This window comes from Arthrobacter oryzae, assembly GCF_031454875.1.
Lineage (GTDB): Bacteria > Actinomycetota > Actinomycetes > Actinomycetales > Micrococcaceae > Arthrobacter > Arthrobacter oryzae_D.
Window position 1 is genome coordinate 220,468 of record NZ_JAVDRQ010000008.1, and the last position, 25,667, is coordinate 246,134.

Sequence of the window (25,667 nt, forward strand, 5' to 3'; positions counted from 1 at the left end):
TGGTGGGACACAGCCCGGAGCGCCGCAAAGCCCAGCGCCGGATACTCCCGACACGCCCGGACCGAGGTAAGGAACGCATGCACCGCACCGACAACAGGCACGTCACCGGCGGCAGCACCGGCGCCAGCCACAGCACAGTCCACAGCAGCGGTTCCGGCGGTGGCCATGCCCGCACTGTGGAGGCCCACCGCGAGGCTGTGCGGCAGTTGCTGGCAGACCTCAACGGCGCCGACCGGACCGAGGAGCTGCCTCTTCTGGAGGCGCTGGGGCGCGGGCTGGCGGCGGACATTACCGCTCCTGTGGACCTGCCGCCCTTCGCCAACTCCCAGATGGACGGCTTTGCCGTCCGCAGCACGGACCTTCCCGACGGCGGACTCGAACTCACGGTGGTTGATCCCATCCCGGCCGGTGCCGTCGCCTCGCCGCTTGCACCGGGCACGGCCGCCCCGATCATGACCGGAGCCATGATTCCTCCCGGAGCCGACGCCGTCGTACCCATCGAGAGGGCCGTTCCCGACTCCTTTCCCCGTCCCGGCAGTCCTGCTACAGTCCGGCTTCCGGAAATGGAAGCCGGCACCTACGTCCGCGCCGCCGGCAGCGATGTCCGGTCAGGGGAGCTGGCGCTCGCCGGCGGCACCTTCCTGGGCCCGGGCCAGCTGGGGCTCCTGGCAGCGCTCGGCATCACCCGGGTTACGGTGCACCGGAAGCTGACGGTGCTCCTTGCCACTACGGGAGACGAAGTGGTGGAGCCCGGGAAGCCGCTGGAACCGGGCAAGATCTATGACGCCAACGGCACACTCCTGGAAGCCGCGATGCGCCAGTCAGGAATGGATGTCCTGCGGACCGCGATCTCAACAGACAATCCGGCGGAGCTGACTGCCCTGCTGCGGAAGCACCTCCCGGGGGTGGACCTGATCGTCACCACGGGAGGTGTCAGCAAGGGCGCCTATGAAGTGGTCCGGCAGGCCACCACGGAACAGGATGTGGAATTCCTGCATGTTGCCATGCAGCCCGGCGGCCCGCAGGGCATCGGAAAGTTCGACGGCGTGCCCTTCGTGGGATTCCCGGGTAACCCGGTCAGCTGCCTGGTTTCCTTCGAGATGTTCCTCCGCCCCGTCCTTAGCGCCTTGCTGGGGGCCCCGGCACGCCGCCAGGCCGTTCGGGCGAGGCTTGCGGACGCGTTGGATTCACCGGCAAGGAAACACCAGGTCCGGCGCGGCACCCTCCTTCCCGACGGCACCGTCCGGCTGGAAGGCGGCGCGGGCTCGCATCTGGTTCATGCCCTGGCGGGTTCGAATGCCCTGATCCATGTCCCGGTAGGGACTTCTGCGCTCGCCGCAGGCGCAGAAGTGGAAGTATGGACGCTGTGAACAATGAAGACAACGCTGCCGGCCTGACGCATTTGCGCCGGGACGGAACAGCGCAGATGGTTGATGTTTCCGGCAAGGCCGAGACCACCCGGGAGGCCACCGCCACCGCTACGGTCCGCACCACCGCCGAGGTGCTTGCACTCCTTGGCACGGGCGACCTGCCGAAGGGCGACGCCCTGGCGGTTGCCCGCGTGGCCGGGATCATGGCGGCCAAAAAGACGCCGGAGCTGATCCCGTTGTGCCATCCGCTGCCCATCTCCAAGGTCACCGTCGACTTCGAACTGGGCCAGGATGCCGTCGCAGTGCTGGCAACCGTCAAGACCCGCGGCGTCACCGGCGTCGAAATGGAGGCGCTCACGGCAGCATCGGTGGCCGCCCTCAGCGTGTACGACATGATCAAGGCAGTCGACAAGCACGCCGTGCTGACCGACATCAGGGTGCTTGCCAAAAGCGGCGGCAAGAGCGGGGACTGGACAGCATGAGCAGCTTTGGACAGCAGCCCGAACCACACCGCCACGGAGAGGCCACCGGCCGGAAGGCCGGCGTCGTGATTGCCTCCAACCGGGCAGCGGCGGGCATCTACCGCGACGAAACCGGCCCGGTGATCATCGACTGGCTGACCGAGCACGGGTTCGAGCCGTTCCCGGCCATGGTGGTACCGGACGGCGAACCGGTGGGAGCCGCCCTCCGCGCCCTGCTGACGCAGCAGCCCGCCGTGATCATCACCAGCGGCGGAACCGGGCTCAGCCCCGATGACCTCACTCCCGAAATGACGGTTCCCCTGCTGGACCGCGAAATCCCGGGGATCATGGAAGGAATCAGGCAGGCCGGACTGGCCAAGACGCCCATGGCCATGCTGAGCCGCGGACACGCCGGGGCAGCCGGGCGGACGTTTATTGTCAATCTACCCGGGTCGCCCAAGGGCGTCATGGACGGCCTGAGTGTGCTGGATCCGGTGATCGGTCACCTGTGCGACCAGTTGGAGGGAGATCATGGGCACTGAAAAGGACATCCGGACCCGTACGGCAGCAGCTGCGGAATCCGGATTCGAGGTTGTGAATGCGGTCCTGAGCGCGGAGCCCATCTCCGTGGCGCAGGCGATTGCCGCCGTGGAGTCTGACACGGCGGGCGCCGTGGTCAGCTTCAGCGGCGTGGTGCGGAACCACGACGGCGGGAAGCCGGTGGAGCGGCTAAGTTACAGTGCGCATCCCACGGCCCATCAGGTGATGGCCGACGTCGTGGCGCAACTGGTGGCCGAACACTCCGGCCACGCTGACGGTGCCACAGCCGATGCCGCCTCTGTGGAAGCCGCCTCCGGCGGCCGCGAGCCGGTGCGCATCTGGGCCGCGCACCGGGTGGGCATGCTGGAAATCGGCGACCCGGCCCTGGTGTGCGCGGTTTCCGCCTCGCACCGCGGCCAGGCCTTCGAAGTGTGCTCTGAGCTCGTTGACCGGATCAAGGAACAGGTGCCCATCTGGAAGGAACAGTTCTTCAGTGACGGAACCGTCGAATGGGTCGGCGCCGGAGGCTGACGGAAGGCCGGCGCCGCCTGACAGACAGTAGCGCCCGGAGCCTGACCGGCGGGCGGTAACCTGCCGGCCCGGTTCATCCGGGCTGGCGGCACGACGGTAGGGTTAAGTCCATGACCGAACAACTTGCCGTCGCCGTCCTGGGCGCGAACGGGCGCATGGGCGCCGAGGCCGTGAAAGCCGTTGAAGCGGCCGCCGACATGAAGCTCGTAGCGGCCCTCGGACGGGGCGATTCCCTGGATGAGCTGGTTAACGCCGGGGCCCGTGTGGTGGTGGACCTGACCGTCCCCGAAAGCACCGAAGCGAACGTCCGCTTCGCCGTAGAACACGGCATGCACGCCGTCGTCGGCACCACCGGCTGGGATGCCGCCCGGCTCAAGGACCTTGAGGAACTGCTTGGCCGGAATGCCGGCGTCGGCGTCCTCATCGCGCCCAACTTCGCGCTGGGCTCCGTGCTCGCGTCGGCTTTTGCCGCCAAGGCGTCCAAGTATTTCGAATCGGTGGAGGTCATCGAGCTGCACCACCCGGACAAGGTTGACGCTCCCTCGGGCACCGCAGTCCGCACCGCGCAGCTGATCGCCGCCGAGCGTGCCGACGCCGGCATCGCTGCCAGCCCGGACGCCACCAGCACCGAACTCGCCGGCGCCCGGGGCTGCGAGGTGGACGGCATCCGTGTCCACAGCGTGCGGCTCCGAGGCCTCGTGGCGCACCAGGAAGTCCTCCTCGGCGGGCCGGGGGAGCAGCTGACACTGCGGCACGACTCCTTCGACCGGGCGTCCTTCATGCCGGGCGTTCTGCTGGGAGTGCGGAACATCGCCGGCCACCCCGGTCTGACCGTGGGCCTGGACGGCTACCTGGATCTCGGAGTCTGACGGCCGTGGGCAATTTCCTCGCCGGCCTGAAGAAGAACCGCACCAAGATCTGGGTCGGCGCGGTTACGCTCCTGCTGGTTTTCTACTTGGTGGTGTCCTTCCAGCGGTCCGTGCTGCTGCTCGCCGACCCCAACCCTGTGGCCAAGGCCATCGGTGCCGCCTATCTGATCCTGCCCCTCATCGGCGCCTGGGCGCTGATCCGCGAACTGCTGTTCGGAGCAAGGACGGAACAGATGGCAAAGGTCCTCGAGGCTGAGGGCGGCCTGCCGGTTGATAACCTGCAGCGCACACCCGCCGGAAGGATTGTGCGGGAATCCGCAGACGCCGAGTTTGAGAAGTACCGGACCGAAGCCGAGGAAGCGCCGGAGGACTGGCGCTCGTGGTTCCGGCTCAGCTGCGCTTACGACGCCGCGGGCGACCGCAAGCGCGCCCGGGCATCCATGCGAGATGCCCTGAAGCTGTTCCGCGAGGGCGGCGGCACGGCCTAGCGGACACCCGCCCGCTGGTACCTGCCAACCTCGCTGGCAGCGTGGGCCACCCATTCCAGCGGACCACGCCAGTTGAGTGCCGCAAATGAACCTCCGATAAGCACTGCGGTCAGGGCCTGGGCGGCATACACGCCTTCCTCGGTCCAGCCGGCGGGGATCGGCTGCAGGTACATGGCGGCCACCAGGCACACATGCGCCGTGTACAGGCTGAGCGTCATCGCGCCGGCACCACGCAGCGGCAGCAGCAGGTCCAGGTCGAGCCATTCACCCAGGCGCCCCAGGAGCAGGCAGGCGCCCACCACGGCGGCGGCCACCGCTGATGTGTGGAGCAGGTCCAGTGTTGTGCCCGAATGCGGTGCGCTCCCGGCCAGCCACCACCAGGAGCCGGATTGTTCGACCCCGGCCAGGTTCACCTGCAGCAGGCTGTCTAACGGATAGCGGGGGTCAGCCAGCTGCGCCTGCAGCGCCTCCTTGCCGCCCCATTCGTTCATCGTTAGCACGCCCAGCCATTTGGCCAGCACCGCCACCACGGCTCCTCCGGCCAGCAGCATGACCTGTACGGGCAGCTTCGTCAGCGCCAGACGGCCGATCACCAGCCCGATCAGCAGGTAGCTTAGCCACTGCAGGACGGGGTAGTAGCCGGTCAGGAAGAGGTCCCCGAGCAGGCGTCCGGGCGTGGCAAGGTCGTCCCAGTTGGGGTTGTGGCCCAGCTGCAGGGGCGGGGAAGCGGCCATGAGCCACGGACGCAGCAAATACGCGAGCACCGGCGAACCGATCACCCAGCCCGCCGCCAGTGCGCAGAGCGGCTTGAGGCTGAGGCCGATGAACGGCAGGACGCACAGGAACAGCACGGCATAGTGCACCAAAATCACCGCGACGTTAACTTCCAGCCCGCCGAGGAAGAGCCCGACGACGGCGATCACCAGGGCGCGAAGGGCGATGCCGCGGCGGGCGCCACTCAGTTCCTGGCCTTCCGGCGGACGCTGCTTTCCGGTGGAAAGAGCCAGCCCGATCCCGGCCAGCACGGCAAACAACGCCGCCGCCCGCCCCGAGAAGGTGAGTCCGATCCACGTGGGCGTCAGCTGGGCGTCGGCTTCGAACGTGGGAAGCAGGTGGGTGGCCATCATGCCGAGCAGCGCCAGCCCACGGGCCGCGTCGATTCCGGTGAGCCGTGTCGACTTGGTGGTGCCTTTGGCTGTCCGTGAGGGTGAAGCAGTGCCACGGGAGGTCATGAGCCGATCGTCTCATATCCGGGCGCCGTTATATCCTTCCGGCAAGCCTTGTATTCGAATATATGTTCGAATAGGATCGCTTCATGAACAACGCACCAGAACGCAGAACGCCGGAGCGCCGCTTGCCGGAACACAGCTTGCCGGCACGCGGAACGCCGGCACGCGGAACGCCGGAACGCGACGGATCGGGGCGCCGGACACCAACGGGTCTGCTCAAAGCGATGAGCCCTGGCGTGGTGGACTATCTTTTTCGCCAGTTAGTGGCCGGCGACCCGGCCGAGGACGTCCAGTGGGGCAAGGAAGGTGTGGCACTGTCGGCGCAGCCGCCGGGGGCGGAGTTGGCGCGCAGGCTTGCTGAGTGTGACCTGGATGCCCTCACGCCCACGGAGCTTTTCCACTATGTCCGGGCCGCCCAGCGGCTCGCCTCGTGGGCGGAGTCCCTCCGTGAGGATGCCGTCAGCCGATACTGCGGTACGCCTCCGGCAGGAACGGCGTCAGACCCCTGAAAAGTGACGCCTGAAGGGCCGAATTTGACGATCATCACGCCGCCGCCATTGTCCTAACAAGGCGGGGACAGGGTAACGTTTTTCTTATGGCTGACACTTCCGCGAATATCCCTGCTTTTGGCACCCTCCTGACCGCAATGGTCACGCCGTTCACTGAGGACGGCAAAGTGGACTACCAGCAGGCGGCGGAACTGGCCGTAAAGCTTGTCGACGACGGCTGCGACGGCCTGGTCGTCACCGGAACCACCGGCGAAACCTCCACCCTCACCGACGAGGAGAACGTGGGGATGTTCCGTGCGGTGAAGGAAGCTGTCGGCGGCCGTGCCGCGATCATCGCCGGCACCGGAACCAACGACACCGCACACTCCGTGCACCTTTCCCGGCGGGCAGCCGAGGTTGGCGTCGACGGCCTCCTGATCGTCACGCCGTACTACAACAAGCCCAGCCAGGCCGGCGTGCGCGCCCACTTCGAGGCCATCGCCTCCTCGACCGACGTTCCCGTGATGCTCTATGACATCCCCGGCCGTTCATCGATCCAGATTGCTCCGGAAACCATGATCCGTCTGGCGGAGCACCCGAACATCGTCGCAGTCAAGGACGCCAAGGCCGATTTCGCTGCCGCCACCCGCGTCATGGCAGAAACCGACCTGCTCTTCTACTCCGGCGACGACGGCCTGACCCTGCAGTGGATGGCGATGGGCGCCGTCGGGCTCGTGGGCGTCACCACCCACGTTGCCACCCGCCGGTTCCGCGAGCTGATCGACGCCGTCAACGCGAACGACCTCGGCACCGCCCGGAAAATTAATTTTGAACTCGAACCTGTTGTCCGGGCCACGATGACCCGCGTGCAGGGGGCCGTTGCGGCCAAGCAGATTCTTAAGTGGCAGGGAGTCCTGCCCAACTCGGTTGTCCGTTTGCCCCTCGTGGAGCCGGACGAAGCCGAGATCGCAATCATCCGCGAGGATTTGGCGGAAGCAGGAATGGTCTTTTCCTGATCGGTAAAGACCCCCTGTTCCACCCGGAAAGTAGTGCACTATGACCCAAACCGCCCTTCCAGGCCTTGTCACGCCCCCGAAACTTCCCCAGGGCACCCTGCGGATCGTGCCGCTCGGCGGCCTGGGGGAGATCGGCCGCAACATGGCCGTCTTCGAAATCGACGGCAAGCTGCTCATCGTCGACTGCGGTGTCCTCTTCCCTGAGGAGACCCAGCCCGGCGTCGATCTCATCCTGCCCGATTTCTCCTACATCGAGAACCGGCTTGATGACATTGTGGCCGTCGTCCTGACCCACGGCCACGAGGACCACATCGGTGCCGTGCCGTACCTGCTTCGCCTGCGCGCGGACATTCCCCTGGTCGGCTCCCAGCTCACCCTCGCCCTGATCGAGGCCAAGCTGCAGGAACACCGGATCAAGCCCTACACGCTGACCGTGACCGAGGGCCAGGTGGAGCACTTCGGCCCCTTCGAAACCGAGTTCGTTGCGGTCAACCACTCGATTCCCGATGCCCTCGCGGTGTTCATCCGCACCGCCGGCGGCACCGTGCTTCACACGGGCGACTTCAAGATGGACCAGCTGCCGCTGGACGGCCGGATCACGGACCTCCGCCACTTCGCCAAGCTGGGCGAAGAAGGCGTGGACCTGTTCATGTCCGACTCCACCAACGCTGACGTTCCCGGTTTCACCACGGCCGAGAAGGAAATCGGCCCCACCCTGGACCGGCTCTTCGGACAGGCCAGCAAGCGGATCATCGTCGCTTCCTTCTCCTCGCACGTTCACCGCGTGCAGCAGGTCCTGGACGCGGCAGCCAACCACAACCGCAAGGTTGCCTTCGTGGGCCGCTCCATGGTCCGCAACATGGCCATCGCCGCCAAGCTTGGCTACCTTGACGTGCCGGACGGCATCCTGGTGGACATCAAGAACATCGACAACCTGCCGGACAACCGCGTGGTGCTGATGTCCACGGGTTCCCAGGGCGAGCCGATGGCTGCGTTGTCCCGGATGGCCAACGGGGACCACCGCGTCGTCGTGGGCAAGGGCGATACCGTCATCCTGGCCTCCAGCCTGATCCCGGGCAACGAGAATGCCGTGTTCCGCATCATCAACGGCCTGCTGAAGCTCGGCGCTGACGTCATCCACAAGGGCAACGCCAAGGTCCACGTTTCGGGCCATGCCGCGGCCGGAGAGCTGCTGTACTGCTACAACATCCTCGAACCGCTGAACGCCATGCCGGTCCACGGCGAGACGCGGCACCTCATCGCCAACGGCAAGATCGCCCTCGAGTCGGGAGTGCCTGATGAGAGCATCCTGCTGGCTGACAACGGCACAGTGATCGACCTCCGCGACCACCAGGCCGACGTCGTGGGCCAGGTTGAGGTGGGCTTCGTGTACGTTGACGGCTCCAGCGTCGGTGAAGTCACGGAAGCGGACCTGAAGGACCGCCAGACGCTCGGCGATGAAGGCTTCATCTCCATCATCACCGTAATCCACCGCGCCACGGGCAAGGTGGTCTCCGGGCCGGAAATCCACGCCCGCGGTGTGGCTGAAGACGATGCAGTCTTCGATGAAATCATTCCCAAGATCAACGCAGCGCTGGAAGAAGCCGTGCTCAACCACACGGACCACACCACGCACCAGCTCCAGCAGGTTGTCCGCCGGGTTGTCGGCACGTGGGTCAACCGCAAGCTTCGCCGCAAGCCCATGATCATCCCGGTGGTCCTCGAGGCCTAGGGATCCGGACTTGCACCAGGGGGCCTTCCCCGCAGAAATGTTGCCGCCACGGCAGCCGCCTGCGGGGGAGGCCCCGCTGTTTAGGCGGTTCCCCCGGGGTCAAAGACGCCCGGTTCCCGCCGTTCCGCCCGCAACATGGGTCCCCGGCTGCCCCGGAAATCCGCGGTTTTTCGCCCGACCTCGGGTACCGTGGCGAGTATGGCGACACGTACTTCCTCCGCGCCTAGAGGCAACTCAAGCGGTAAATCAGGCAGCTCTGCGGCCCGGGGCTCCGGCTCCGCTGCGTCCAAATCCAGCCGGACCGGGGGAACGTCAGGTACGGCCCGCACACGACAGATGGCCGCTGTCGAACCCCGCCAGCCGTGGCTCGTGCGGGTGGCCGCAGGCGCATGGCTGGGCATCGGCCACGTCGTCGGCGGAGGTGTGCGCAGGATAGGGTACGACGTCAGCGACCTCGCGCCGGAAGAACGTCGGGACGGTGCTGCCCTCTTCAACCTTGCGCTTGGCGTGTTCGTTGCCACCTTCGCGTGGTGGGGCTTCACGGGATGGTTCCCCGACACCGTGTTCGCGATCGTCAACGGGACGTTCGGCTGGATGTCCCTGCTGCTGCCGCTGATGCTCTTCGCCTGCGCCATCAGGCTGTTCCGCCAACCGGCGGACGGGCGGGGCAACAACAGGATCGGCATCGGCTTCCTGATCATGACCTTTGCCGGCTGCGGCCTGGCCCATGTCATCGGCGGCCAGCCCACGGTGGCGGACGGTTTCGACGGCCTGCGCCGCGCCGGCGGAATGCTCGGTTTCCTGGCCGCCTCGCCGCTGGCCGCGCTGCACACGGCCGTGCCCGTGGCCGTTTACGGACTGCTTGCCTTCACGTCCCTCCTGATCGTCACCGCCACACCTTTCGGGGCTATTCCGCGCCGGATCAGGGACGCATACGAGCACCTCATGGGCATCGATCTGCAGGAATCCGGCGACGCCGACGCCCATGACCGCAGCTACCTTTACGAAAACTCCGCCCAGGCAGCGCCCAAGAAGAAGAAGCGCGGCCGCCTGTTCGGCAAGGACCCGGAGGCCGATCCCGGCCTCGAAGGCTACGTCGGCGACGAAGCCTTCGAACATGCCGTCATCGACGACGACGAAGCAGCCACCGGCACCAAGGCAGGCGGCAAGGGTTCCCGGCCGGCGCCCGGCGTCCGGCGGCCCACCCAGGCCGAGATCGCCGTCGAAAAGATCAAGGCAGCGCAGGGACTGGGCACAAAGGGCCCGGATCTCCACGGTGAGAACGCCACGGAAGCCATCCCGCTGGTCACCCCTGGGATGGTCGCCGCCGGTTCGCTGAACCCGGCCGCCGGAACCGCCGGCGCATCAGCTGCTGCCGCGGCCGCGCAGGTACCTTCCCGCCCGGTCGCCCCCGCTCCGCTGCCGACGCCCATCCCGCAACGCACCGAGCAGCTCTCGCTTGCCGGCGACGTCACCTACACCCTGCCGTCCTCGGACGTCCTGGCACCCGGCTCAATCCCCAAGGAGCGCACCGAGGCCAACGACGCCATTGTGGCCTCCCTCACGGACACGCTGAACCAGTTCAACGTCGACGCGCAGGTCACCGGCTTCAGCCGCGGGCCCACAGTCACGCGCTACGAAATCGAACTGTCCGCGGGCACCAAGGTGGAACGCGTCACGGCGCTCTCCAAGAACATCTCCTACGCCGTTGCCTCGAGCGACGTCCGGATCCTGAGCCCGATTCCCGGCAAGTCCGCCATCGGCATCGAGATCCCCAACACGGACCGCGAAACAGTCTCCCTCGGCGATGTGCTCCGCAGCCAGAACGCCCGCCGGACCGACCACCCCATGGTGATGGGCGTCGGCAAGGACGTCGAGGGCGGCTACGTGGTGGCCAACCTGGCAAAGATGCCCCACCTGCTCGTGGCCGGTGCCACCGGTGCCGGTAAGTCGTCGTTCGTGAACTCCATGATCACGTCCATCCTGATGCGTGCCACCCCGGATGAGGTCCGCATGGTCATGGTGGACCCCAAGCGCGTGGAACTCACGGCGTACGAAGGTGTGCCGCACCTGATCACACCCATCATCACCAACCCCAAGAAGGCCGCCGAGGCCCTGCAGTGGGTTGTCCGGGAAATGGATGCCCGCTACGACGACCTCGCCAACTACGGGTTCAAGCACATCGATGACTTCAACAAGGCGGTCCGGGCCGGCAAGGTCCACCCCCCGGTGGACTCCAAGCGCGTCATCCGCCCCTACCCGTACCTTCTGGTGATCGTGGACGAGCTCGCTGACCTGATGATGGTTGCCCCGCGGGACGTTGAAGATTCCATCGTGCGCATCACTCAGCTCGCCCGTGCCGCCGGCATCCACCTCGTGCTCGCCACCCAGCGCCCCTCCGTCGACGTCGTCACCGGCCTGATCAAGGCCAACGTGCCGTCCCGCATGGCCTTCGCCACCTCCTCGGTCACCGACTCCCGCGTGGTCCTGGACCAGCCCGGGGCGGAGAAGCTGATCGGCCAGGGTGACGCGCTCTTCCTGCCCATGGGTGCTTCCAAGGCCATGCGCGTGCAGGGCGCCTGGGTCACCGAATCGGAAATCCACAAGGTCGTCGAGCACGTCAAGGGCCAGCTGAAGGCCGACTACCGCGACGACGTCGCCCCCGAGGCGCAGAAGAAGCAGATCGACGACGACATCGGGGACGATCTCGAAGTCCTGCTGCAGGCCACCGAGCTCGTGGTCACCACGCAGTTCGGCTCCACCTCCATGCTGCAACGCAAGCTGCGGGTCGGCTTCGCCAAGGCAGGCCGGCTCATGGACCTGCTCGAATCCAGGGGAGTGGTGGGTCCTTCGGAGGGCTCCAAGGCCCGCGACGTGCTGGTCAAACCCGATGACCTGGCGGCGGTCCTCGCAGCCATGAAGGGCCAGGAAGCACCGGCCTCCCCGGATTCCCAGACGGCGGCGCTGAGCGACAACGCCAACTCGAACATCGCCCAGGGTGGCTACGCCGAAGACCTCGTGGCGGCGGACCTGGACAACCGGACCCAGAAAGTCGAGTACTACGACGGCGCTGACGGCAACTCCGGCGACGACGAAGACGGTTCCGAGGACGCCTGGTCCCTCACCGGACGGTAGCCTAGGAGAGTGACTAGCACTGAAGCCAACAGCTCAGGCTCCTCCTCCGGGATCTGGAACCTTCCGAACATCCTGACGATGCTGCGGATTGTCCTGGTGCCGTTCTTCGTCTGGTTCCTCGTCGCGGACGCCCCCGGGCTCGACAGCCAGAACGGCGCCTGGCGCTGGGCCGCCGTCCTGACGTTCGCCGTCGCGATCTACACCGACAAGCTCGACGGCGACATCGCCCGCAGCCGGGGACTCATCACCAACTTCGGCAAGATCGCTGATCCCATCGCGGACAAACTGCTCACGGGCTCCGCCCTGGTGATGCTGTCCGTCCTGAGCGAGCTGCCCTGGTGGATCACCATCCTGATCCTGGTCCGCGAGTGGGGAATCACGGCACTCCGGTTCTTCGTCATCCGCTACGGCGTCATCCCGGCCTCGCGCGGCGGCAAACTGAAGACCGTTGTGCAGACCGTTGCGATCATGCTGTATGTGATTCCGCTCGCATCGCTGGCGCCCTGGCTGGGTGTGGTCGCCTTCCTGGTGATGCTCGCGGCCGTGGCCATCACCGTCTGGACCGGAGTCCAGTATGTTGTTGAAGCACTCAAGCTGCGGGCGAGCGGCCGCCGTACCGCCAGCCAGCGCGTCCAAGGAGAAAAGCCGTGAGCAATCTGCACCGCATCGCCGAACAGGCAGTTACCGGGGCCATCACACGCGGCCTGACAGTCGCCACCGCCGAGTCGCTGACCGCGGGCATGGTGACGGCGGTCCTTGCGGACACTCCCGGGGCCTCGGGCATGCTCCGGGGCGGTGTGGTGTCCTACCAGAATTCAGTGAAGGCGGACGTCCTGGGAGTGCCCCAGGAGCTGCTGGACGCCGTCGGATCCGTTGAGGGAGCCGTCGCGGAAGCGATGGCGGCGGGCGCACGAAGGGTCTGCGGAGCAGACGTCGGAGTGTCGACAACCGGCGTCGCCGGACCGGAACCGCACGGCGGGAAAGCCGTGGGAACGGTCTTCGTCGGCATCGCCACCGCGAAGGGCACGACGTCGTTCGGTTACGTTTTCGAGGGGAACCGCGCCGACATCCGCGGCCAGGCATGCGCGGCTGCTTTGGAGCGGCTGCTCGAGGCCCTATCTTCCGAGGCTTACCCGGCGTAAAGTTGCCGGGAACAAAATTTGATTCCTAATAGTTGTTACATTGTGTCGCTTCCGAATCGTGGAGGCGCCTAGGATGAGTAAATAATTATGGTCTTGCCTGATGAGGGCGGACCTGACGTACGAGGGAGCAAGGCGATACAGATGGTAAAGCAGCCCGTATCCGTAAACGGCGTTGTCCGCTGGAAGGATGTGGGCCTCGCCGATCAGGCTAAGAGCGAACAGAAGGAGCGCAAGATGGTAGTACTTCGTCACGAAATCGGTGATGTTCTGCGCGATGTTCGCCAGCGCCAGGGCCGAACCCTCCGCGAAGTTTCACACAGTGCCCGGGTTTCCCTGGGATACCTCAGTGAAGTGGAGCGCGGCCAGAAGGAAGCCTCTTCGGAGCTGCTGTCTTCGATCTGCTCGGCCCTGGACGTCCCGCTGTCCAGCATGCTCCGCGAAGTCAGCGACCGCGTTGCTGTCGCTGAGGGCGTTGCTGTTCCGGACACCGTTCCGCAGGAATTCTCGCAGCGTTACGGCCGCGACCTTGACCGCGAGCTCAATACTGAACTGTCCGATGAACTGGCCAAGGGACTGCTCTCGGGCGCCCGCTGACCTACGCCGGTTCAGACTCAGTCACACCAGACTCACACGAAGGGCCTCCGGCTTAGCCGGAGGCCCTTCGGCGTTGAATGACGGGCCGAGTGCGGGGCCGCCTTGGCTGTCGAGCCCCTTAATTAAGGGGCCCGGCGTTAGTGGCCGGGGCGGTTCGCTTCGTCTTTGGGGAAGCCGTCCCGCTCATACGTCGCGTTGAGCTTCGCCATGTACCCGGCAAGCGCCTGCAGCTCCTCCACCGGCCATTCGCCCAGGCGCTCACGGAAGACCTCCCGCCGGGCGTCCTGGACCTGGTGCATCTTCTCCTCGCCCTTGGGCGTCAACTGGATGGTCTGGGCGCGGCCGTCGAGGGGATCCGCTTCCTTGGATACCAGGCCGATGCTCTCAAGGAATGCGATCTGCCGGCTGACCGACGGCTTGCCGACGCCGATGCATGACGCCAGTTCCGTGAGCCTGATGGGACCCTCCCGGCGGATGACGGTGAGGAGGCCGTAGGCAGCCGGTTCCATGTCCGGGTGCACTTCCCGCGACAGCTGTTGGGACAAGGCGCGGCCACGGCGCCAGAAGAGGCTGATCTGGTGTTCCACGGTGCGCAGGGCCGCGTCGACGCTGTTTTCGGTGGTCCCTGAAGCATCGGGTTCCACGGCTGGGTTGCTCATGGCAACCATTCTATTGGCCCCGGGCGTGAGAGACTTTATCGGTGAGAATCAGCGACTTTTGGCGGCTAATGGACGACGAGTTCGGGGCAGGCTACTCCCGTGTCCTCAGCAGTTCGCTGGTGCTGGCCGGGGTCGGCGGCCGGACGGCCGATCAGGCGCTGGCAGCCGGCGTTCCTCCGCGGCAGGTCTGGCTCGCCATGTGCGACGTGCAGGACGTCCCGGCGGAACGGCGTCTCGGCAAGGACATCAAGCCGTCCCGCAACTGATCCGCAGCGCCCTGGGCCTGGATGGCCGCTCCCCTGAGCCCGACGGCTTCGCCCTGACACGCCGGGCGATTGTTCGAATATCTGTTCGGGTAGGGCTATGCTTTTTTCAGAGCGTTTTCCACATACGCGATGTCATCCGGCAAGAATGTCGGTGGGTGCCGTTAGCGTCGGTGATGACAGATAAGGGCCGCTCAGGCCACTCCACAGCGAGAAAACTAGAGGTGTGAACCATGGCGGCAGCCCCGGATCGTCAGAAGGCGCTCGATGCAGCGCTTGCCCAGATCGACAAGCAGTTCGGCAAAGGCTCCGTCATGCGGCTGGGCGACGAAGTACGAGCTCCCATTGAGGTAATCCCCACCGGCTCCATTGCCTTGGATGTCGCCCTGGGAATTGGCGGCCTGCCGCGCGGCCGTGTCGTCGAAATCTACGGACCGGAATCGTCGGGTAAGACCACCGTTGCGCTGCACGCCGTGGCGAACGCCCAGCGGCAGGGAGGCATCGCGGCCTTCATTGACGCCGAGCACGCCCTGGACCCGGAATACGCAGCCAAGCTGGGCGTCGATACCGACGCTCTGCTGGTCTCCCAGCCGGACACGGGTGAGCAGGCCCTGGAAATCATGGACATGCTGATCGGCTCGGGGTCCCTCGACGTCATCGTCATCGACTCCGTGGCCGCCCTTGTGCCCCGTGCGGAAATCGAAGGCGACATGGGCGACAGCCACGTCGGCCTGCAGGCCCGCCTGATGAGCCAGGCGCTCCGTAAGATCACCGGACGCCTGAGCCAGACCAAGACCACCGCGATCTTCATCAACCAGCTGCGTGAGAAGATCGGCGTCTTCTTCGGCTCGCCCGAGACCACCACCGGTGGTAAAGCCCTGAAGTTCTACGCCTCCATCCGCATTGACGTCCGCCGGATCCAGACGCTGAAGGAAGGCGCTGACTCGGTGGGCAACCGCACCAAGGCGAAAATCGTCAAAAACAAGATGGCTCCGCCCTTCAAGATCGCCGAATTCGACATCATCTACGGCCAGGGCATCTCCCGCGAGGGCGGCATCATCGACATGGGCGTGGAGCACGGCCTGATCAAGAAGTCCGGTTCCTGGTTCACCTACGACGGTGACCAGCTGGGCCAGGGCATGGAGAACTCGCGACGCTTCCTGCGCGACAACCCGGAGCTCGCCGCAGAGCTGGAGCGCCTCATCAAGGAGAAGCTCGGCGTCGGCGTCAAGCCCGCCGAGGCTGAAAAGGAAGCGTCTCCGAAGCTCAAGGCCGTTGACGGTTTCTAGGGGAAACCGGCGGAGCGGGCCAGGATTCCGATCCCGGAATTCTGGCCCGGCAGCTTTCGGCGACGCCGGGGATGAGGTGGCCTTTCCGGCCGGGAGCGGGTTCGCGCCGGAGCCGCAGGCTGAACAGGATGCTGAGCCGGATCCGGCCTCCGTGGCGCGGGCCATTGTGCTGCGGCAGCTCACCGCCTCGCCGAAAAGCAGGCTGCAGCTGGCCCGCAAGCTCGCGGAACGCAACGTTCCGGAGGACGTGGCCGAGGCCGTGCTGGACAGGTTCGAAGAAGTCCGGCTGGTGGATGACGCCGAGTTTGCGGACATGTGGGTCCGGAGCAGGTCCCAGACCCGGAAGCTCGCCAAGGGCGCATTACGGCGCGAGCTCGCGGACAAGGGCATCGAGTCTGACATTGCGGCCCGGGCCTTGGAGCAGCTCAGCGACGAAGCGGAGGAATCCGCCGCCCGTGAGCTCGTCCATCGCAAGCTCAAAGGCACTGCGGACCTCACGGACCGCGCCGAGCGGGACAAAGTCACGCGCCGGCTGGCATCAATGCTGGCCCGCAAGGGATACCAGCCGTCGCAGGCCTTCCGGATCGTGGGGGAGGTCCTGGACGCCGCAGTCGGTGGGCAGGCGGAAACAGAATTCCTATGAACCGGTACCCTTAACAGGTGAGTTTGACCATTCCCTCCCCAGCGTCCGGCAGCAGCACTACCGCCAGCACCGACGGAGCCCCCGCAGCGGCTCCGTCGCGCACATACCAGGTGCGCACTTTTGGCTGCCAAATGAACGTGCATGATTCCGAGCGAATGGCCGGGATGCTCGAGGGAGCCGGGTATGTCCCGGCAACCGGTGAGCACGCCGACGTCGTGGTGTTCAACACCTGCGCTGTCCGCGAGAACGCCGACAACAAGCTCTACGGCAACCTCGGAATGCTGGCCCCGGTCAAGGCTGCCAACCCGGGGATGCAGATCGCGGTCGGCGGATGCCTCGCCCAGAAGGACCGCGAAACCATCCTGAAGAAGGCCCCGTGGGTTGACGCCGTCTTCGGCACCCACAACGTCGGAGCCCTTCCCGCACTGCTCGACCGCGCCCGGCACAACAATGAAGCGCAGCTCGAGATCTTGGAATCACTCGACGTTTTTCCCTCCATCCTCCCCACCAAGCGGGACTCCGTGTATTCGGGCTGGGTGTCGATCTCGGTGGGCTGCAACAACACGTGCACCTTCTGCATCGTCCCTGCCCTCCGCGGCAAGGAAAAGGACCGCCGCCCGGGCGACATCCTCGCTGAGATCCAGGCACTTGTGGATGACGGCGCCATCGAAGTGACGCTCCTGGGGCAGAACGTGAACTCCTACGGCGTGGAATTCGGCGACCGCCAGGCATTCTCCAAGCTCCTGCGTGCCTGCGGTGAAATCGAAGGGCTGGAGCGGGTCCGGTTCACCAGCCCGCACCCTGCCGCGTTCACGGACGACGTTATCGACGCCATGGCCGAAACCCCGAACGTTATGCCACAGCTCCACATGCCCCTGCAATCGGGCTCGGACAAGGTACTCAAGGACATGAAGCGGTCGTACCGCTCCACCAAGTTCCTGGGCATCCTGGACAAGGTCCGGGAACGCATCCCGCATGCCGCCATCTCGACCGACATCATCGTCGGATTCCCCGGTGAAACCGAGGAGGACTTCCAAGCCACCCTGGACGTCGTCGAAAAGTCGCGCTTTGCCACTGCATTCACGTTCCAGTACTCGAAGCGCCCCGGCACCCCCGCAGCCGACCTCCCCGAGCAGCTCCCCAAGGCAGTGGTCCAGGAGCGCTTTGAGCGCCTCACCGCCCTGCAGGACCGGATAGCAGCCGAGGAAAACGCCCGTCAGCTCGGTCGCCGGGTCGAGGTGATGGTCACGGCACAGTCCGGCCGCAAGGCGGAGGAAACACACCGCCTGTCCGGCCGGTCGCAAGACCAGCGGCTGGTGCATTTCTCGATTCCGGAAGGTGCGGAAAGGCCCCGCCCCGGAGACCTCGTGACCGTCACCATCACCGAAGCCGCGGCCTTCCACCTGGTGGCCGATCCTGCATCGGCCGCAGATTACGCTCTGCGCCGGTCGCGTGCCGGTGACGCCTGGGACAGGTCCCAGGCGGACTCCTGCGGAGCCCCAGCGCCCGGCAGTGGCTCCGGTGCCAGCGGCGGCAAGACCGGCGTGTCCCTTGGCATGCCGGCGCTCCCCGTCCGCCGCAGCTAGGCGATGGCCAGCCCCGCAGCGAACGGCCAGGAAGGACGTGTGCCCCCGGCCGGGTCGCGCGCAGCCGATGCCGGACAACCCCCTGTTATTGCCGTGGTCGGCCCCACCGGCTCCGGGAAATCGGACCTCGCCGTGGCACTGGCGCTGGAACTGGACGGCGAAGTCATCAATGCGGACGCCATGCAGTTCTACCGGGGCATGGACATCGGCACAGCCAAGGTCACGGCGGAAGAGCGCAGGGGAGTCCGGCACCACCTTCTGGACACCCTCGACGTCACCCAGGAAGCCAGCGTGTCCGACTTCCAGCGGGAGGCGCGCGCGGCCATCGCCGATATCCATCACCGGGGCAAGCGGGCCATCCTCGTCGGCGGATCCGGCTTGTACGTCCGCGCTGCGTTGGACGTGCTCGAGTTTCCCGGCACCGATCCTGACATCAGGCACCGCCTCGAAGCCGAGGCAGACGCCGCGGGGCTGGCTTCGCTGCGCGTCAGGCTGGAAGCCGTCGACCCGATATCCGCCGCCCGGCTGGGAGACGCCCGCAGGGTGGTCCGCGCCTTGGAGGTCTTCGAGCTGACGGGGCGCCCGTTCAGCTCCTTCATGCCGGACCGGGAGTACTTCCAGCCGGCGGTCCAGATCGGGCTCGAGGTGGACCGGGAGCTCCTGAAGGACAGGCTGGCCCGCCGCGTTCACAGCATGGTAGCCAACGGGCTTCAGGCCGAAGTGCAGCGGCTGGACGCGGCAGGGCTGAGGGACGGCAAAACTGCGTCCCGTGCACTGGGCTATTCCCAGTTCCTCAAAGTACTCGACGGTGAATGGGACGCCGGGCAGGCCACTGAAGACACCATCGCGGCCACACGCAAGTTCGCCCGTCGGCAGCTCACCTGGTTCAGGGCCGATCCCCGCATCACCTGGCTCGACTGGCAGGACCCGGACCTGGTGGACAAAGCCGCAGCTGTCTGCCGCTGAGCCGCCGCACATCCCGGCCCGGAACACTTCCTGCGCCGGCGTACCGTTTTCGGGCCAGTCCTCCCGTAACGGTAATCTTGAACCATGGACGAAACACTTGCACCCGCCCCTGACCGCACCCTCCAGGGGCTGAGCGGCCTGGCCTTCTCCAAGGGCCACGGCACCGGCAATGATTTCGTGCTTGTTGCTGACCCCACGGGAACGTGGCCCATTGCGCCCGAGCAGGTCGCGGAGCTCTGTGACCGCCACCGCGGAATAGGCGGCGACGGGCTGATCCGCGCTGTGCCCTCACGCTATCTTCCGGAAGGCCGCGAACTGCAGGCGGTGCACCCCGACGCCGAGTGGTTCATGGACTACCGCAACGGCGACGGCTCCCTCTCGGAAATGTGCGGCAACGGCGTGCGGGTCTTCGTTCACTTCCTCATCGCCGAAGGCCTGGTACGGCTGGACGCCGGCGATGCCCTGACCATCGGCACGCGAGGCGGCGTCAAAACGGTCGTGCGGACCGAGAACGGCTACGCCGTGGACATGGGGCCCTGGGAGTTCATTTTCCCGGGAGAGGCCACTGCGCGGGCCATGGACTCGCTCGTGACGGCCGACGGCCTGGAAGTGCCGCGGCCGGCGCTGTCCGTCAGCATGGGGAACCCGCACACCGTAGTGGCCCTGGCAGAGCTCAGCGAACTTGAGGCAACGCAGCTCTTCAAGGCCCCGCACGTTGACCCGAAGCCGGCCAACGGCACCAATGTCGAGTTCGTCGTCCCGTCCGAACCTTTGGTGCACGACGGCGTGGGGACAGTCACCATGCGCGTCCACGAACGCGGAGTGGGGGAGACGCAGTCCTGCGGCACCGGTGCCTGCGCCGCGGCCGTTGCCATCCGTCACTGGGCGGGCCAAGGCGCTCCGGATGCCTGGAACGTAAACGTACCCGGCGGCGTCGTCGGCGTTAAGTTCTTTCCGGGGCCGGAAGGCCACGAGCATGTGGAACTCAGCGGTCCGGCCGTAATCGTGGCTAGTGGGACGCTTTCCTGACCCGAAGGATCCTGAACGACTTCGAGGTGCTCTCCCGAGTCACCGTGAAGCTGCTGTCCAGTTCCGCGCCCAGCCAGCGCTGCAGCGAATCCGAACCAAGGTTCTTTTGGACCACCAGCCAGGCGGAGCCGCCCGGGGCCAGCCGCGGCAGCCACAGGAGCAGCAGGGAGTGAAGTTCGTCCTTGCCTATCCGGATGGGGGGATTGGACCAGATCGTGTCGAACCGGAGACCGGGATCGACATCATCAGGCAGGCTTGCGGTGACGTTCTTCAGTCCCAGCAGACCGGCGTTTTCGTTGGTGAGTGCGACGCAGCGCTCATTCACATCCACGGCATAGACGTGCGCGTGCGGGGCCCGGAGGGCCAAGGTCAGGGCGATAGGACCCCAGCCGCAGCCGATGTCCAGCAGGTTGCCCTGCGGTGACGGAGCCGGCGCTTCGGCCAGCAGGACGGCCGTACCCTTGTCGATCCCGTCCGGGCTGAAAATGCCGCTGGAAGTCTGCAGCTTGCGGGTTTCACCGGCAAGCTCCACGGTTAGCGGCTTGCGGGTGAACGGCCCGGCGGGCTGGGCGCTGAAATAGTGTGCAGACTCCATAACTCGCCAGATTAGTTGTCCCGGGCGCGGATGGGAAACGCGGGGGAACGGGATGAGGAATCCGGTCTGCTAATCTTTAATCCATGTTCTTGATCTTTGAGTAGCCGGCGCGGGCCCTGGCCCGTCCCGCAGCGACGCAGGTAATCACCTTCCGCTCAGTGCGCCGTCCTGCCGTGATTGTCCGGCCGGACGTGCTGCCCGTACTACTTGGAGTCCAGCAATGCTGATCATTTGAACCATGTCATCCCAAGCTTGCCAGCCGAATCCTGTCATCCGGACGGCGCCCGCCCGTGAACAGTCCCCCGTGGGGACACCTTCCGTGCGGAAGACCGTCCGCTGAATCTTCCGGTGTCACTGACGCCAGAGCATCCTTCGCAGCGGCATCCTGCCAACCAGGCCGCCGCCTGCGCCACATCGTCCACACCGCCGCCCGCTGCCCCGCAGCCGCCGGCATCCAGGAGCCCGAATGACCAACAGCCGTCAGCCCAGCGCGAATACCGCCCCGCAGACAAGTAATCAGCATTATTCTGAAGGTGTCGAATCTTCAAAGGAGAACATGACCAACCAGCCCAACACCGGATCAGATTCAGCCTCCCAGGACATGAGTCCTGAGGAAATCCAGGCTGTCATCGACCGGATTCTGTCCAAGGATGTCCCTGCCCGCTCCGCCACATCCGCCGCGGAGGATTCACGCGGAGTGTTGGGTTCGGCCCAGGCGATTTCCCGCCAGGACAGCGAACACAGCATTTTCGACGGGGACCAGCAGGACCTTGAAGAACGCCGGGCCCTGCGACGCACGGCAGGCCTGTCCACCGAACTCGAAGACGTCACTGAGGTTGAATACCGGCAGCTGCGCCTCGAACGCGTGGTCCTGGCCGGTCTCTGGTCCGAGGGAACCCTGGCGGATGCCGAGAACTCACTGCGTGAACTCGCAGCGCTGGCCGAAACCGCCGGCTCGGAAGTCCTCGACGGCCTCGTCCAGCGCCGGGCCAAGCCCGATCCCGGTACCTTCCTGGGGGCCGGCAAGGCCCTGGAACTCAAGGACATCGTGATGTCCACGGGCGCCGACACCGTGGTGGTGGATGCCGAGCTGGCACCCTCACAGCGGCGCGGCCTTGAAGACATCGTGAAGGTCAAGGTCATCGACCGAACGGCCCTGATCCTGGACATCTTCGCCCAGCACGCCAAGAGCCGCGAAGGCAAGGCGCAAGTGGAGCTGGCTCAGCTTGAGTACCTGCTTCCGCGCCTGCGCGGCTGGGGCGAATCAATGTCCCGCCAGGCCGGTGGCCAGGTGGGCGGCGCCGGTGCCGGTATGGGCTCACGTGGCCCCGGTGAAACAAAGATCGAACTGGACCGGCGCAGGATCCGCACGCGGATGGCCAAGTTGCGGCGTGAAATCGCGGCCATGAAGCCGGCGCGGGAAACGAAGCGGGCCAACCGCCGTCGTAATTCCGTGCCGTCTGTTGCCATCGCGGGGTACACGAACGCCGGAAAATCCTCCCTCCTCAACCGGCTGACCGACGCCGGTGTCCTGGTGGAGAACGCCCTGTTTGCGACACTCGATCCAACCGTCCGTAAGGCGGAAACTGCCGACGGCCTCGGCTACACCCTGGCCGACACCGTGGGATTCGTCCGTTCCCTTCCCACCCAGCTGGTGGAAGCCTTCCGCTCCACCCTGGAGGAAGTGGCGGATGCGGACCTCATCCTGCACGTGGTGGATGTTTCGCATCCGGATCCGGAAGGCCAGATCGCCGCGGTCCGTTCCGTGTTCAGCGAAGTGGACGCGCGCAAGGTCCCGGAAATCATCGTGCTGAACAAGGCTGATGCCGCGGATCCGTTCGTGGTGGAACGTCTGAAGCAGCGCGAACCACGCCATGTGGTGGTGTCCGCGCGGACGGGCCAGGGCATCGCCGAGCTCCTGAAAGCAATCAGCGAGTCCATCCCGCGGCCAAGCGTCAAGATGGAACTGCTAATTCCCTACCACCGCGGGGACCTGATCAGTAAGCTTCACGAAGCGGACGCCGAGATCCTTCGCCTTGAGCACGAGGAAGCGGGCACCCGTGCCCTCGTCATGGTGCGCGAGGGGCTCGCCTCTGAACTGGAATCCTTCATCAGCAATGTCTGATCCCGGGGCTGGAGAAACCAGCGGCACTGCCGGCGAGCAGTTCGTCATCGAGCTGCTCGACCGGGCAGTTTCCGGTATGGGCGGGCAGAGCCGCAGCGGCCAGCACGAGATGGCCCGGCAGGTGGCGCGCGCTATCGACAGCGGCGACCACCTGCTGGTCCAGGCCGGGACGGGCACCGGCAAGTCCCTGGCGTACCTCATTCCGTTGATTGCCCATTCACTGGTCAGCGACAAACCCACCCTCGTCTCCACGGCCACCCTGGCCCTGCAGACGCAGATCGTGGGCAGGGACCTGCCGAGACTGCTGGAAACCATCACTCCGGCCCTTGACCGTCCCGTGAAGGTGGCACTGGTCAAGGGCAGGTCCAACTACGTTTGCCGGCACAAGCTCGACGGCGGGTTCCCGTCCGAGGAGCCGTCGGAGGGACAGCTCTTCTCGCTGGGAGAGGACACCAGCGTCCCGCACTTTGCCGCGTCGTTGGGCGGCCCTGCGTCGCAGCTGGGTAAGGAAGTGGTCCGGCTCCGCGAGTGGGCCGAGAAGACGGCTTCGGGGGACCGCGACGAGCTGATGCCCGGTGTGACGGACCGTGCCTGGCGGCAGGTGTCCGTGACATCGATGGAATGCCTTGGAGCGCAGAAATGCCCCATGGCTGCCGAGTGCTTCAGCGAACTGGCCCGGCAGAACGCGGCCGATGCCGACGTTGTGGTCACCAACCACGCCATGCTGGCCGTCAGTGCCTTCGAAGGCCTCGCCGTGCTGCCTGAGTACGATGTGGTGGTGGTTGACGAGGCCCACGAGCTGCAGGACAGGGTAACGGGGGCGGTCTCCGGCCAGCTGTCCGTGGCCATGGTCCACGCTGCCGCGTCGGGTGCCCGCAAGAACACCGGCATCACCGTGGACGCGCTCAACAACGCGGCCGCCAACCTCGAGCTGGCCATCGCCGGCGTTCCCTCCGGACTCCTGCCCAACGGCCTCAACGACGAACAGCTCGACTGTGTGGACCAGCTGCGGGAAGCTTGCCGCGCCGCTCTTTCCGACTCGAAAGGGGACAGCTCCAACACCGCCGACGGGGGGCGGCAGCTGGCGCGGTCCCGCCTCATGGTCATCCTTGAGCTGTGTGAGCGCCTGATTGCCGCCCGGGAAAACCGCGAGGTGGTCTGGTTCTCGCGGGCAAGCACCTTTGACCCGCAGCAGGGCTACTCGCAGCCGGACGACGCCGCGCCGGCCCTGATCAACATCGCCCCCCTGAGTGTGGCCGGGAAGCTGCGCGACGGGCTATTTGCCGGCCATACCGTGGTCCTCACGTCGGCCACGCTCGCCATCGGATCCGCCTTCGAACCGGCCGCGGGAGGGCTGGGCCTGGTAGGGGCCAGGGCGCCCAGCTGGACCGGCGTGGACGTTGGTTCCCCGTTCGACTACCCAAAACAGGGCATCCTCTACGTGGCCAGCCACCTGCCGAAGCCGGGCCGCGGGACGTCACCCGAAGCGCTGGACGAGCTCGAGAAACTTATCCGGGCCTCCGGCGGCGGGGCACTGTGCCTCTTTTCGTCCCGGCGCGCCGCCGAGGACGCAGCCGAGGCCATGCGGCCGCGCCTGGATGTCAGCATCCTCTGCCAAGGCGAATCAACCATGACCGCCCTGGTCCGGCAGTTTGCCGACGAACCGGACACGTGCCTGTTCGGCACGATGTCCCTGTGGCAGGGCGTCGATGTTCCGGGCGGTTCATGCAGGCTGGTGGTCATCGACCGGATTCCGTTCCCGCGGCCCGACGATCCCCTGATGACGGCACGCTCCCGTGCAGTGGCCCAGGCGGGCGGCAACGGTTTTATGTCGGTGTCGGCCACACATGCAGCCATCCGGCTGGCCCAGGGGGCAGGCCGGCTGATCCGCTCCACGGGGGACAAAGGCGTTGTGGCTGTCCTTGATTCCCGGCTGTCCACCGAACGCTACGGCGGCTTCCTCCGGGCCGCCCTGCCGCCGTTCTGGCCGACCACCGATCCCGCGATCGCGGTTGCGGCGCTGAGCCGGCTGGCGAAGGCTCCCGCGTAGGAATGCCCCCGCGTAGGCCGCGCCTGGGCCATGCCGGGCTGCCAGCCGACCGGGCTGCCGGCCGACGCTGGAGCGGCCGCGTTATCGCGGCCGCCGGCTACAGCGAGCGGAGAACAGAAACGACCTTGCCCATGATGTTGGCGTGATCGCCAAGGATGGGCTCATACTGCGTGTTCTGCGGCAGCAGCCAGGTGTGGCCGTCACGCTGGCGGAACGTCTTGACCGTGGCCTCGTCATCCAGGAGGGCGGCCACGATGTCGCCGTTGGCGGCGTCGCTCTGCCGGCGGACCACAACCCAGTCTCCGTCGCAGATTGCAGCGTCAATCATGGAGTCGCCGGATACCTTCAGCATAAAAAGTTCGCCGTGACCGACGAGCTGCCGGGGCAGCGGCATGACGTCCTCAACCACCTGGTCGGCCAGGATGGGGCCGCCTGCCGCGATCCGGCCCACCAGGGGAACCATGGCCGTATCCGTTGCCGTGGCCAGCTCGGAAACAGCCAACCCGCCAATGGTGCGCAGCCGGGCAGGCTTCTCCACGCCGGAAATCTTGGCGGCTCCCTCGTCCAGGGTCAGGGGCATAAGCACTTCCATGGCCCGCGGACGCTTGGGGTCACGCCGGAGGTAGCCGAGCTTCTCGAGCTGTGAGAGCTGGTGCGTGACGCTGGAGAGGCTGGCCAGGCCCACGGTATCGCCGATTTCACGCATTGACGGCGGATAGCCGTTGTCGTTGACGGACCGCTGGATGGTTTCCAGAATCTTCTTCTGCCGCACCGTGAGGCCCTTGGGCTTCGCTGGTGACTGCTGGCTCCGCTGGGTAGCCCTGCCGCCGGTGGCTTGTGCTGCCATGTTCGCCAACGCCTTTCCGT

25 protein-coding genes are annotated in these 25,667 nt (G+C 66.2%); 21 read left to right on the forward strand and 4 right to left on the reverse strand.

The annotated features are described in order from the left end of the window. Window positions 1-77 precede the first annotated feature (77 nt). The 6 genes from J2805_RS15990 (at window position 78) to J2805_RS16015 (ending at window position 4,259) form a co-directional block, all read left to right on the forward strand. Window positions 78-1,370: a molybdopterin molybdotransferase MoeA gene (locus J2805_RS15990; protein WP_309977922.1), complete on the forward strand. Its 1,293-nt coding sequence runs from the start codon at window positions 78-80 to the stop codon at window positions 1,368-1,370. Beyond that, window positions 1,358-1,852: a cyclic pyranopterin monophosphate synthase MoaC gene (moaC, locus tag J2805_RS15995; RefSeq protein WP_309977924.1), complete on the forward strand. Its 495-nt coding sequence runs from the start codon at window positions 1,358-1,360 to the stop codon at window positions 1,850-1,852. The genes J2805_RS15990 and moaC overlap by 13 nt, the downstream gene beginning before the upstream one ends. After that, the gene (locus tag J2805_RS16000; RefSeq protein ID WP_309977926.1) at window positions 1,849-2,373 is read left to right on the forward strand and encodes a MogA/MoaB family molybdenum cofactor biosynthesis protein; all 525 of its coding nucleotides are present in this window, start codon (window positions 1,849-1,851) and stop codon (window positions 2,371-2,373) included. Before moaC ends, J2805_RS16000 begins: the two co-directional genes overlap by 4 nt. Continuing rightward, window positions 2,363-2,902, forward strand: a complete 540-nt coding sequence (locus tag J2805_RS16005) for a molybdenum cofactor biosynthesis protein MoaE (protein WP_309977927.1) — start codon at window positions 2,363-2,365, stop codon at window positions 2,900-2,902. The genes J2805_RS16000 and J2805_RS16005 overlap by 11 nt, the downstream gene beginning before the upstream one ends. Before the next feature lie 110 nt (window positions 2,903-3,012). Beyond that, entirely contained in the window at window positions 3,013-3,771 is a 759-nt protein-coding gene (gene dapB / locus J2805_RS16010) for a 4-hydroxy-tetrahydrodipicolinate reductase (protein ID WP_309977928.1), read from the forward strand. 5 nt (window positions 3,772-3,776) lie between these two features. Beyond that, on the forward strand, window positions 3,777-4,259 hold the full coding sequence (locus tag J2805_RS16015) for a hypothetical protein (RefSeq protein WP_309977929.1): 483 nt from the start codon (window positions 3,777-3,779) through the stop codon (window positions 4,257-4,259). Here J2805_RS16015 and J2805_RS16020 read toward each other — a convergent pair. Next, on the reverse strand, window positions 4,256-5,491 hold the full coding sequence (locus tag J2805_RS16020) for a heparan-alpha-glucosaminide N-acetyltransferase domain-containing protein (RefSeq protein WP_309977930.1): 1,236 nt from the start codon (window positions 5,489-5,491) through the stop codon (window positions 4,256-4,258). The two genes, J2805_RS16015 and J2805_RS16020, sit on opposite strands and share 4 nt — an antisense overlap. 83 nt (window positions 5,492-5,574) lie before the next feature. Here J2805_RS16020 and J2805_RS16025 point away from each other — a divergent pair, with 83 nt between their 5' ends. The 7 genes from J2805_RS16025 (at window position 5,575) to J2805_RS16055 (ending at window position 13,595) form a co-directional block, all read left to right on the forward strand. Beyond that, entirely contained in the window at window positions 5,575-5,997 is a 423-nt protein-coding gene (locus tag J2805_RS16025) for a hypothetical protein (RefSeq protein WP_309977931.1), read from the forward strand. Window positions 5,998-6,083: 86 nt separating this feature from the next. Further along, on the forward strand, window positions 6,084-6,992 hold the full coding sequence (dapA, locus tag J2805_RS16030) for a 4-hydroxy-tetrahydrodipicolinate synthase (RefSeq protein WP_309977932.1): 909 nt from the start codon (window positions 6,084-6,086) through the stop codon (window positions 6,990-6,992). Window positions 6,993-7,032: 40 nt separating this feature from the next. Then, entirely contained in the window at window positions 7,033-8,724 is a 1,692-nt protein-coding gene (locus J2805_RS16035; RefSeq protein WP_309977933.1) for a ribonuclease J, read from the forward strand. A 198-nt stretch (window positions 8,725-8,922) separates the two neighbouring features. Then, window positions 8,923-11,859 carry an FtsK/SpoIIIE family DNA translocase gene (locus J2805_RS16040; RefSeq protein ID WP_309977934.1) on the forward strand — a complete coding sequence of 979 codons (2,937 nt, stop codon included), beginning with the start codon at window positions 8,923-8,925 and terminating at the stop codon, window positions 11,857-11,859. Between the two features lie 9 nt (window positions 11,860-11,868). Further along, window positions 11,869-12,510, forward strand: coding sequence for a CDP-diacylglycerol--glycerol-3-phosphate 3-phosphatidyltransferase (pgsA, locus tag J2805_RS16045; RefSeq protein WP_309977935.1), 642 nt, complete (start codon window positions 11,869-11,871; stop codon window positions 12,508-12,510). Then, complete coding sequence (locus J2805_RS16050; protein WP_309977936.1) at window positions 12,507-13,001, forward strand: CinA family protein; 495 nt, start codon at window positions 12,507-12,509, stop codon at window positions 12,999-13,001. The genes pgsA and J2805_RS16050 overlap by 4 nt, the downstream gene beginning before the upstream one ends. Before the next feature lie 141 nt (window positions 13,002-13,142). Beyond that, the gene (locus tag J2805_RS16055; RefSeq protein WP_078026444.1) at window positions 13,143-13,595 is read left to right on the forward strand and encodes a helix-turn-helix domain-containing protein; all 453 of its coding nucleotides are present in this window, start codon (window positions 13,143-13,145) and stop codon (window positions 13,593-13,595) included. Window positions 13,596-13,732: 137 nt separating this feature from the next. Here the strand turns inward: J2805_RS16055 and J2805_RS16060 are convergent, their stop codons facing one another. Further along, window positions 13,733-14,254, reverse strand: coding sequence for a MarR family winged helix-turn-helix transcriptional regulator (locus J2805_RS16060; protein ID WP_309977937.1), 522 nt, complete (start codon window positions 14,252-14,254; stop codon window positions 13,733-13,735). Window positions 14,255-14,295: 41 nt separating this feature from the next. Between J2805_RS16060 and J2805_RS16065 the strand changes: the two genes are divergently transcribed. From J2805_RS16065 to dapF, 6 genes are all read left to right on the forward strand, one after another. After that, window positions 14,296-14,520 carry a DUF3046 domain-containing protein gene (locus tag J2805_RS16065; RefSeq protein ID WP_309977938.1) on the forward strand — a complete coding sequence of 75 codons (225 nt, stop codon included), beginning with the start codon at window positions 14,296-14,298 and terminating at the stop codon, window positions 14,518-14,520. Window positions 14,521-14,750: 230 nt separating this feature from the next. Next, window positions 14,751-15,806, forward strand: a complete 1,056-nt coding sequence (gene recA / locus J2805_RS16070) for a recombinase RecA (protein WP_011691321.1) — start codon at window positions 14,751-14,753, stop codon at window positions 15,804-15,806. 151 nt (window positions 15,807-15,957) lie between these two features. Then, window positions 15,958-16,449 (forward strand): regulatory protein RecX, encoded by a 492-nt coding sequence (locus tag J2805_RS16075; protein WP_309978046.1) that lies wholly within the window; start codon window positions 15,958-15,960, stop codon window positions 16,447-16,449. A 17-nt stretch (window positions 16,450-16,466) separates the two neighbouring features. Then, window positions 16,467-18,035 carry a tRNA (N6-isopentenyl adenosine(37)-C2)-methylthiotransferase MiaB gene (gene miaB / locus J2805_RS16080; RefSeq protein WP_309977939.1) on the forward strand — a complete coding sequence of 523 codons (1,569 nt, stop codon included), beginning with the start codon at window positions 16,467-16,469 and terminating at the stop codon, window positions 18,033-18,035. Between the two features lie 3 nt (window positions 18,036-18,038). After that, window positions 18,039-19,001 (forward strand): tRNA (adenosine(37)-N6)-dimethylallyltransferase MiaA, encoded by a 963-nt coding sequence (miaA, locus tag J2805_RS16085; RefSeq protein WP_396134382.1) that lies wholly within the window; start codon window positions 18,039-18,041, stop codon window positions 18,999-19,001. 84 nt (window positions 19,002-19,085) lie between these two features. Continuing rightward, complete coding sequence (gene dapF, locus J2805_RS16090; RefSeq protein WP_309977941.1) at window positions 19,086-20,030, forward strand: diaminopimelate epimerase; 945 nt, start codon at window positions 19,086-19,088, stop codon at window positions 20,028-20,030. Here dapF and J2805_RS16095 read toward each other — a convergent pair. Next, entirely contained in the window at window positions 20,011-20,625 is a 615-nt protein-coding gene (locus J2805_RS16095) for a class I SAM-dependent methyltransferase (RefSeq protein WP_309977942.1), read from the reverse strand. The two genes, dapF and J2805_RS16095, sit on opposite strands and share 20 nt — an antisense overlap. Window positions 20,626-21,181: 556 nt before the next feature. On the opposite strand from J2805_RS16095, the gene hflX reads away from it, so the two are divergent. Continuing rightward, window positions 21,182-22,750: a GTPase HflX gene (hflX, locus tag J2805_RS16100; RefSeq protein ID WP_309977943.1), complete on the forward strand. Its 1,569-nt coding sequence runs from the start codon at window positions 21,182-21,184 to the stop codon at window positions 22,748-22,750. Then, on the forward strand, window positions 22,743-24,800 hold the full coding sequence (locus J2805_RS16105; RefSeq protein ID WP_309977944.1) for an ATP-dependent DNA helicase: 2,058 nt from the start codon (window positions 22,743-22,745) through the stop codon (window positions 24,798-24,800). Before hflX ends, J2805_RS16105 begins: the two co-directional genes overlap by 8 nt. A 97-nt stretch (window positions 24,801-24,897) precedes the next feature. Here J2805_RS16105 and lexA read toward each other — a convergent pair whose 3' ends face one another. After that, the gene (lexA, locus tag J2805_RS16110) at window positions 24,898-25,647 is read right to left on the reverse strand and encodes a transcriptional repressor LexA (protein WP_309977945.1); all 750 of its coding nucleotides are present in this window, start codon (window positions 25,645-25,647) and stop codon (window positions 24,898-24,900) included. Window positions 25,648-25,667: the final 20 nt, after the last annotated feature.